Origin of the sequence: Streptomyces sp. NPDC088252 (assembly GCF_044740965.1) — a bacterium.
In the GTDB taxonomy this organism is placed as follows: domain Bacteria; phylum Actinomycetota; class Actinomycetes; order Streptomycetales; family Streptomycetaceae; genus Streptomyces.
In genome coordinates, this window is record NZ_JBIURS010000012.1 from 261,342 (window position 1) to 270,512 (window position 9,171).

A 9,171-nucleotide genomic window follows, 5' to 3' on the forward strand; every position below is an offset into this window, starting at 1 on the left:
CAGTCTGCAACAGCCTGACAACCGTCGGTTGTGGATCGCAAGCACGGGCCAGAGTTTCACCCGAAGTGATGATTTGCCATGGCCGCGCGCATGTCCCGCCGACGGCGCCCGAGCCGCGTCCGCGCCCTCGGCACGTGCTTCGCCGCACCGACGGCCGGGCGCAGGTGTGCGGGGCGGCCACGGATGCGGCCGCCCCCCCTTTGCCGGTCGGTCTACGGAGCCGTCATCAGAACTGCAGGGCCCAGGAGTTGATCCGCCCGGTGTCGGCCGCCGCGTTGTCGCCGACCCGCAGCTTCCAGGTGCCGTTGGCCACCTCCGACGAGGCGTTCACCGTGTAGGTGGTGACCACGTCGTCGGCACTGCCACCCGTCCCGTAGGCCTTCAGGTTGTAGACCGAACCGTCGGGCGCGACCAGATCGATCTTCAGGTCGCCGGAGTAGGTGTGCGTGATGTCGACGGGCACGCTCAGCGCGGCCGGCGCGTTGCCGGTGACACCGGTGACGGTGATCGGCGATTCGACGGTGGAGTTGTCGCTGATGGTGTAACTCGCCGTGTTCTCGAACTTCTTGCCGGGCGGCGTCGTGGTGCCGCCGGCGACGTTCAGGAGCCGGTTCGGGGACCCCGTACCCGGGTTCGTCACCACTCCGGTACTTGCTGCGGCGACCAGTCCGGCGGAGACCTGCGCGGGGGTGTCGCTCGGATGGTCGGCCAGATGGAGGGCCGCGGCGCCGGCGACGTGCGGGGTCGCCATCGACGTGCCGGAGATCGTGCTGGTGGCGCTGTCACTGCTGTTCCAGGCCGAGGTGATCGACGAACCCGGGCCGAAGATGTCCAGCACGCTGCCGTAGTTGGAGAAGCTGGAGCGGGCGTCCGTGCTGGTCGTGGAGCCCACGGTGATGGCCTCGGTGACCCGTGCCGGGGACTTCGTGGAGGCGTCGGTGGACTCGTTGCCCGCGGCGACGGCGTAGGTGATGCCGGACGCGATGGACTTCCGCACGGCGGCGTCGAGCACGGAGTCCGCACCGCCGCCCAGGCTCATGTTGGCGACGGCCGGCTTGACGGCGTTCGCCGTCACCCAGTCGATGCCCGCGACGACCTGCGCGGTCGTGCCGGAGCCGCTGTTGTCGAGGACCCGGACCGCGACGATCTTCGCCTTCTTGGCCACCCCGTACGCCGAACCGGCGACGGTGCCCGCGACATGGGTGCCGTGACCGTAGCCGTCCTGCGCGGTGTTGTCGTTGTCGATGGCGTCGTAGCCGTACGAGGCCCGGCCGCCGAAGTCGCTGTGGGTGATCCGGACACCGGTGTCGATGATGTACGCGGTGACACCCTCGCCCCCGTTGTCGGGGTAGGTGTAACTCTGGTTCAGCGGCAGGTTCTTCTGGTCGACCCGGTCCAGTCCCCACGAGGGTGGCGAGGGCTGGGTGCCGGAGACCGTGAAGGTCCGGTTCTGCACGACGGACTCGACGGCCGGGTCGGCGGCGAACTTCTTCGCCTGGGCGGCGGAGAGTTCGACCGCGTATCCGTTGAGGGCGGCGCGGTAGGTCTTCTTGATCTCGGCGCCGTACTCCTTGGCGAGCGCCCTGCCCCGCGCGGAGCCGGCGTCGGCCGCCGCTTCGTCGAGCGTGACGATGTAGCTGCCGCTGATGGTGCCCGGAGCACCCGCGTTCTCGATCCGGCCTTCCGCCGCCGTCCCGGCGGTGGCGGGGAACGCCGCCGCGGTGGAGAGCATGAGGGCGGCACCGGCTATGACACTCGCCGCGGCGATTCTTCGACGCGCGTGGGGGGTGTGACGCATCACGGACATGTGAGGGGTCCTCCTCGGTTGCGCTGCTGGTGGGGGGTCCACGGGTGACATGGGTGGAGCGAGGCGGACCGTATTTATCACCATGGGCATGACAATCAGTTACGTGAAATTCCGCGCCGCCCACGGCCTGCCCGACAGCGAAAGATTGACCGATCCTTGGCAATCCCACAAGGGTGCGTTGAGGTCTGCAATACCTTCGCCATTCGACCGCCACACGCCTGACATGCTGGCGGTCATGGCCATGTATATCTGCCCGCAGGACGGCACTCGCGTCGAAACCACCGCCCTCACCTGGTGTTGCCCGGTCTGCCGAGGTCCCTGGGACCTCGATTTCGAGGTCACCGATCCGCTTCCTCTCAACTCTCTTGCGGAACGCGTCAATTCACTGTGGCGTTACGAAGAGGCGCTGCCCCTCGCCGCGCCCACGACCTCCCTCGGCGAGGGCCGCACCCCGCTCGTCCCGCTCACCGGCACGGTGTCGGCCAAGCTCGACTTCCTGATGCCGACGCTCTCCTTCAAGGACCGCGGTGCCGTGATGCTCGTCGAACTGGCCCGTCGCCTCTCGCCCGAGCGCGTCGTCGCGGACAGCAGCGGCAACGCGGGCACCGCCGTCGCCGCGTACTGCGCCCGCGCCTCGCTCCCCTGCACGGTGTACGTACCCGAGGGAACGTCACCGAAGAAGACCGAGCAGATCCGGGCGCACGGCGCACAGCTGGAGATCGTCCCCGGCGACCGCGAGGCCGCCGCGCTGGCGGCCCGTACCGCCGCCGACACCCCGGGCACGTTCTATGCCTCTCACGTCTTCAACCCGTACTTCCTGCACGGCACGAAGACCTATGTGTACGAGCTGTGGGAGGACCTCGGCGGCCGGCTCCCGGACGCCCTGGCCGTACCGGTGGGCAACGGCACCCTGCTGCTCGGCGCGGCCCTGGCCACGGCCGAACTCCACGCCCTGGGCCTGATCGAGGAACGCCCGGCGCTGATCGCCGTCCAGGCCGAGGCGGTGTCACCACTGGCCGCCGCCTTCCGCGCGGACGCGGACGCATTGCTCGACGCCCCGGCCGGCGCGGCCGCCCCCACCCTCGCCGAGGGCATCGCCATCCCCCGCCCGCCGCGCGCTCGGGCCGTCCTGGCCGCGGTACGGGAATCGGGCGGCACCTTCCTGACGGTGACCGAGGATCAGATCCGGTCCGCGCAGCTGGACCTGGCGGCCCGCGGGTTCTACGTGGAGACGACGGGCGTCGCCTGCTGGGCCGCGGTCGGCGGCTGGACGGACCGGAGCGTCGTCGTACCGCTGTGCGGCGCGGGCCTCAAGACGGGCCTCGCCGACTGACGCGGGCCGCCCCGCCCCGATCGGCCGTTCACCCGCGCGCCGCGCGCCGTGCCCCGTCGCCCGGCGCGCGCTTCCCTACCTTCGTACGGTGAGCCTCTCGCGCATCTGTCTCCTCACGTCCCTGACGTCTTTGGTCGCGGGCGCCCTGATCGCACCGCTGCCGCCCCTCTCGTACGCGGCCGCTCCCCTCCCGCCCACGGCCACCACCTGCGGCCGGGACACCGACCCCACCTGGGCCCCGACCTCCACCCGGTTCGGCGGGGCCGACGGCTACGACCCCTACGTCGGCAACGGATATCTGGGACACCGCGTGCCGGCCGCGGGCGCCGGCTATGCCGCGTCGGGCGAGAAGACCGGCTGGCCGCTGTTCACTCCGCGCTACGACGGCGCCTTCGTCGCCGGCCTGTTCGGGCGCGAGAAGGACCTGGCGGCCGGCCGCGAGGTGATCGCCGCGCTGCCCAGCTGGACGACCCTCGACCTGCGCGTGGGCAACGAGACGTACGGCTCCGGCACCCCCACGGCCCGGATCTCGCGCTACCGCCAGACGGTGTTCCTGCGCTGCGGCCTGGTGCGTACGTCACTGCGCTGGACCACGGCCGACGGGCGCGCGACCGACCTCGTCCACGAGGTGCTCGCCGACCGCTCCGACGTGCACACCGGCGCCGTACGGCTGCGCATGACACCGCGCTGGAGCGGTACGGCGACCGTCACCGGCCGCCTGGACCCGCGGGGCGCACGCCGGATCACGCTCAAGGGCGACGGAACGTTCCGGACGCGGGGCACGGGGACGGCCGGCGCGATCGTCCAGACGCTGCGCACCGACGGACCGGGTCCGGCGCGCGGCAGGGCACCGGCACCCGGCACGCCCCGCCCGCACAGCGAGCTCCGGGTGCGCGCCGGGCGCACGTACTCCGTCGAGAAGTACGTCGGAGTCGACACCGCACTCACCTCGTCGGCCCCGCCCGCCGCCGCCCGTGCGGCGTCGGTGCGCGCGGCCCGGCGCGGCTGGTCCGGCATCCTCGCGGCGAACGCCGCCGCCTGGCGGCGGGCCTGGGCGGCGGACATCTCCGTACCGGACAGTCCCGAGCTGCAGAAGTGGCTGCGGTCGGCGCAGTACGGACTGCTCGCCTCCACCCGGACCGGGTCTCGTGACAGCATCGCCCCGGCCGGTCTGACCAGCGACAACTATGCGGGCATGGTGTTCTGGGACGCCGAGATCTGGATGTATCCGGGGCTGCTCGCCACTCGCCCCGAGCTAGCCCGTCCGGTCGTCGAGTACCGGTACCGCACGCGCGGGGCCGCCCGTGCCAACGCCCAGAAACTGGGGTTCCGGGGGCTGTTCTACCCGTGGACGAGCGCGAGCAGGGGCGACCTCTGGTCCGAGTGCCAGAGCTGGAATCCCCCGCACTGCCTCACCCAGAACCATCTCCAGGGCGATGTCTCGCTCGCCGTCTGGCAGTACTACCTGGCGACCGGGGACCGCGACTGGCTGGCCGGTCATGGGTGGCCGCTGCTCTCGGGCATCGCCGACTTCTGGGTCTCGCGGGCCACCGCCGACGCCGACGGCAGCTACTCGGTCAAGGAGGTCGCGGGCCCGGACGAATACAGCAACGGTGTCACCGACGGGGTCTTCACCAACGCGGTCGCGGCCACCGCCCTGCGCAACGCCACGCGCGCGGCGCGGCTGCTCGGGCATCCCGCACCGCCCGAGTGGACACGGGTCGCGGACGGTCTGCGCATCCCGTACGACCCCGAGCGGAAGCTCTTCCTTCAGTACGCGGGCTACCACGGCTCGACGATCAAACAGGCCGACGCCGTGCTGCTGATCTACCCGCTGGAGTGGCCGATGGAGCCCGGCACCGCGGCGGCCACGCTCGACTACTACGCCGTGCGCACCGATCCGGACGGCCCCGCGATGACGGACTCGGTCCATGCGATCGACGCCGCCGCGATCGGGGAGGCCGGCTGTGTGACGTACACCTATCTCCAGCGCTCCGTACGCCCGTTCATGCGCGGCCCGTTCGCTCTCTTCAGCGAGGCCCGGGGCGCGAAGTCGGGCGCGCAGGACCCGTTGTCGGGTCGTCCCGCGGAGGATTTCCTCACCGGGAAGGGCGGATTCCTCCAGGTCTTCACGCACGGTCTGACGGGCCTGCGCCTGCGGGAGGACGGGGTGCGCCTCGACCCCCTGCTGCCGCCGCAGCTGGGCAAGGGCGTCACGCTGACGGGCCTGCGGTACCGGGGCCGTACGTACGATGTCGCGATCGGCCCGCTGACGACGACGGTCCGGCTGACCTCCGGTGCTCCGTTCACCGTCCACACCCCCACCGGTCCCCGTCTGCTCACCGGCACGCTGACCCTGCCCACCCGCCGCCCGGACCTCGCCGCGACGACGGACGCGGCCCGTTGCCGCCCGGCGACGGCGACCTCCGAGACCCCCGGCCTGTACGCGGCCGCCGCGGTGGACGGCAGCGCGGCCACGGCATGGTCCCCGGACGGTGCGACGGGCGCGCTCACGGTGGACCTGGGGCGCACGGCCCCGGTGACCTCGATCGAGCCGGAGTGGACGGACGTCCGCTCGTCCTCGTACCGGCTGGAGACATCGGTGAACGGCACGGACTGGCAGCCCTACCGGTCGGGGGCGACGGCTCGTCGGGTGCGGCTGACGGTCACGTCGGAGGACGCGGAGAAGCCGGTGGGAGTACGGGAGTTGAGGGTCGCGCAGCCGTGACCGACGGCGCCCCGCGCGGCCGTCTCCCGGCCATCGGCCGTCCGAGCAGGATTCCGGCCAGGACCAGGGCCGCCCCGCAGAGCTGCCTGGGGGTGAGCGCCTCGCCGGCGAGGGCGGTGCCGAGCAGTACGCCGGTCACCGGGTTGAGCAGTCCGACCAGTCCGACCGTGGCGGCGGGAAGGTGGCGCAGACCCGCGAACCAGGCGGCGAAGGCGAGCGCGGTCGCCACCACGGTGACGTAGCCGAACCCGAGGACGGCCGGTCCGTCGAGCGCGGGCGGCGCGCCCTCGACCAGGGCGGCGAGAGGCAGCAGCAGAAGCCCTCCCGCGATCAGCTGCCAGGCGGTCGAGGCGAGTACGTCGACCTCGGCGCCCCACCGCTTGGCCAGGACGTAGCCGAGGGACGACATGAGCATCGCGGCGACGGAGGCGAGCACTCCGCGCACGTCGGTCGGCGCCGTCCCGCCGAGCAGCATCAGGCACACCCCTCCCAGTCCGACGGCGGCGCCGGCCAGCGGCAGCAGGCGCGGGCGTTCGGCGAGCAGCGCCCAGGCGATCAGCATCATCACCATCGGCGAGGTCGCCATGACCGTCGACGCGGTACTGGTCGGCAACAACTGGGCGGCCACGTAGACGAGGGCGAAGAACCCGCCCATGTTGAGGGCGCCGAGAACGAGGGATTTCCACCACCAGGGGCCGCGCGGCCGTTCCCGGCGCACGGCCAGGAGCAGCAGCCCCGCCGGCAGGGCCCTGATCGCGGCTCCGTACAGGGGGTGACCGGCGGGCAGATACGCGTGGGTGACGAAGTAGTTCGTACCCCAGGCAACCGGTGCGATCGCCGTGATCAGGACCCATCGAAAAGTAGCTTCCATGGAAGTTATTATGTCTTCCGAGGAAGCTACAGTGAAGCCATGTGCCCCGACAGCACCGGACCCGCCTCCGCGCCCCCTCCCCCGCCGCTCGACCACATCGCCCGTATCCAGTCGGAATGGGCCAGGGAACGACCGGATGTCGACGTGAGCCCTCTGGGGGTGATCGGCCGGCTCCACCGCCTGGCCGGAATGCTCACCGAGCAGCTCTGCGTGGTCTACCGGAGGTTCGGACTGAGCGAGGGCGAGTTCGATGTGCTGGCCGCCCTGCGTCGCGCGGGCGAGCCGTTCGAACGGGCCCCGGGCGAACTGGCGGTGCACACCATGGTCACGACAGGGGCGATGACCAAGCGGATCGACCGCCTGGAGCGCGACGGCCTCGTCACCCGCCGCCGCTCGGCCGGTGACGGCCGGGGCCGGGTGGTCGCGCTCACCCCCGCGGGCCGGGAACTGATCGACCGGGCCTTCACCGAGCACATGCGCAACGAACGCCGCCTCCTGGACGCCCTGCCCCCGGAGGCGGCGGCACAGCTGGAGGCGCTCCTGACCACATGGCTGGGCCACGTGGAACCGCCGCACCGCGCGCGCGTCGCGACGGATCAGGCGGATCCCACGTGCCGGACCGCTCAGATGCCGGGCGGGTCGAGTCGGGTGTAGGGAAGGCCGATACTCGTGCCGCCGGGGGTGACGACCCTGACGGTGACCGCCCCCGCCGCGCCGGGCGGTGCCGTGGTGGTCAGTTGGGTGTCGGAGACCACGGTGAAGCCGGCGGGCACGGCCGCGAACAGCACCGCGGTGGTGTACGTCAGTCCGGTGCCGGTGAGCGTCACGGTCGTTCCGCCCGCCGACGGCCCCTGGTCGGGCGCCAGACCGGTGAGGACCGGGACACCGAGATAGGAGTAGGCAACGCTGTTGCTGGTGCCGCCGGGCGTGGTGACGGTGACCGGGACCGTGCCGGCGGCACCGGGCGGCACCACCGCCCTGATCTCCGTGGCCGAAACGATGGTGTAGGTGGTCGCCGCCGTCGCACCGAAGCGAACCGCCGTGGCCTGGAGAAGATTCGTACCGGTCAGCGTCACGGAGTTGCCACCGGCCACCTGCCCAAACGCCGCGCTGATCGCGTTGAGAACCGGTGCGCCGAGGTAGTAGTAGGAGACGGGTTGGGTGCTGGTCCCACCGGGAGTGGTGACCGTGACGGCAACCGGACCCGGGCCGCCGGTGGGTACGGACGCGGTCAGCTGGGTCGGTGAGACGACGGTGAACGGACTCGCCGCGTTCACGCCGAAGTGCACAGAGGTCGCCCCGGTGAAACCGGTCCCGGACAGGGTGACGCTGTTGCCGCCCGCGAGTGGCCCCTGGGCCGGAGCCACACCGCTCAGAACCGGACCGGCGACATACGTGTAGGGGACCCCGGCGCTGGTGCCGCCCGGAGTGGTGATCGTGACATTGACGGTGCCGGCGGGCGCGGCGGGGGCGATCGCGGTGACCTGCGTCGCGGAGACTGCGATGAACGCGGCGGCGACGGTACCGAAACGGACCGAGGTCGCGCCGGTGAAGCCGGTTCCGGTCAGCGTGACCGTGTTCCCGCCGTCGACCGACCCCTGGTTGGGGACGACGGAACCGATCGTGGGCGCCGCGAGCACGAGGGTGAAGTCGGTGCCGTCGCCGGTTCCATGGGGCGCGGTCACCGTGGTCCGTACGGTGCCCGCGCCGGCCGGGGCGGCCGTGGCCACCGGCGGTTGCGTGACGTGGGGGATTGAGCTGTCGGGGCTCTCCACAGCCGTTCTCCTGTCGGGGTGATGTGAGGGGGGCATTCGGACGGCACGCCGCTTCGGAACGTGACGACCGGCGCGCCGCCCGGACCTCCTGGCCGGGCGGCGGTGAGCGAGTGACGTCGAGCGGTCAGCCCGCCCGGCCGGGCGCGGAACGTCCCGGACCGGACGGACATCACGCGTCTGGAGGCGGCACCGACGCCGGGTTCGTTCCGCGCCGGCAGTCGGTGCCGCACCCGTGACGGATCAGATGCCGGGACCCGCCACATAGGTGAAGGCGCCGACGTCCGTGGCCGTACCCGCGGGGTTGGAAAGACCGACGTCGACCGCACCGAGGGTGCCCGGCGGGGTGACGGCGGACACCGTCGTCGCGTTGATCACCGAGAACGGCGCCGGCACCGAGCCGAACGTGACCTGACTCGTGGACGTCAGGTTGGTGCCTGTGATGGTCACCGCGGTCCCGCCGGACGTCGGTCCGGAAGTCGGCGCGATTGCGGTGATGGTCGGGACATCGATGTAGGTGTACGACAGACCGTTGTTGGTGCCTCCGGCGGTCGTCACGCTGACCCCCACCGACCCGGCTGCCGCACCCGCGGGCACGACGACGCTGATCTGGCTGTCCGACAGCACCGTCGGCGTCGCGGAGTTGGCACCGAAGGACAC

The 9,171-nt window shown here is 71.8% G+C and carries 7 protein-coding genes; 3 read left to right on the forward strand and 4 right to left on the reverse strand.

Annotation, left to right across the window (positions count from 1 at the left end):
• Nucleotides 1–226 precede the first annotated feature (226 nt).
• Nucleotides 227–1,807 carry a S8 family serine peptidase gene (locus ACIOHC_RS25330; RefSeq protein WP_351079404.1) on the reverse strand — a complete coding sequence of 527 codons (1,581 nt, stop codon included), beginning with the start codon at nucleotides 1,805–1,807 and terminating at the stop codon, nucleotides 227–229.
• A 235-nt stretch (nucleotides 1,808–2,042) separates the two neighbouring features.
• Here ACIOHC_RS25330 and ACIOHC_RS25335 point away from each other — a divergent pair, with 235 nt between their 5' ends.
• Nucleotides 2,043–3,140, forward strand: coding sequence for a threonine synthase (locus ACIOHC_RS25335; protein WP_351079407.1), 1,098 nt, complete (start codon nucleotides 2,043–2,045; stop codon nucleotides 3,138–3,140).
• Nucleotides 3,141–3,228: 88 nt separating this feature from the next.
• Nucleotides 3,229–5,868, forward strand: a complete 2,640-nt coding sequence (locus ACIOHC_RS25340; protein WP_401844107.1) for a discoidin domain-containing protein — start codon at nucleotides 3,229–3,231, stop codon at nucleotides 5,866–5,868.
• Here ACIOHC_RS25340 and ACIOHC_RS25345 read toward each other — a convergent pair.
• On the reverse strand, nucleotides 5,807–6,739 hold the full coding sequence (locus tag ACIOHC_RS25345) for an EamA family transporter (RefSeq protein ID WP_351079411.1): 933 nt from the start codon (nucleotides 6,737–6,739) through the stop codon (nucleotides 5,807–5,809). The two genes, ACIOHC_RS25340 and ACIOHC_RS25345, sit on opposite strands and share 62 nt — an antisense overlap.
• Before the next feature lie 39 nt (nucleotides 6,740–6,778).
• Between ACIOHC_RS25345 and ACIOHC_RS25350 the strand changes: the two genes are divergently transcribed.
• A complete protein-coding gene (locus ACIOHC_RS25350) occupies nucleotides 6,779–7,393 on the forward strand; it encodes a MarR family winged helix-turn-helix transcriptional regulator (RefSeq protein ID WP_401844109.1) in 615 nt (204 codons plus the stop codon).
• Here the strand turns inward: ACIOHC_RS25350 and ACIOHC_RS25355 are convergent.
• Entirely contained in the window at nucleotides 7,363–8,469 is a 1,107-nt protein-coding gene (locus ACIOHC_RS25355) for an IPT/TIG domain-containing protein (protein ID WP_365694416.1), read from the reverse strand. The genes ACIOHC_RS25350 and ACIOHC_RS25355 overlap by 31 nt on opposite strands.
• A 285-nt stretch (nucleotides 8,470–8,754) precedes the next feature.
• Nucleotides 8,755–9,171: IPT/TIG domain-containing protein (locus ACIOHC_RS25360; protein WP_365694414.1), on the reverse strand; the 417-nt coding region annotated here is incomplete at its 5' end.

Coding starts and splice junctions, on each gene's coding strand:
- ACIOHC_RS25330 (WP_351079404.1), bottom strand. CDS start 1,807: ATGTCCGTGATGCGTCACACCCCCCACGCGCGTCGAAGAATCGCCGCG.
- ACIOHC_RS25350 (WP_401844109.1), top strand. CDS start 6,779: ATGTGCCCCGACAGCACCGGACCCGCCTCCGCGCCCCCTCCCCCGCCG.
- ACIOHC_RS25335 (WP_351079407.1), top strand. CDS start 2,043: ATGGCCATGTATATCTGCCCGCAGGACGGCACTCGCGTCGAAACCACC.
- ACIOHC_RS25345 (WP_351079411.1), bottom strand. CDS start 6,739: ATGGAAGCTACTTTTCGATGGGTCCTGATCACGGCGATCGCACCGGTT.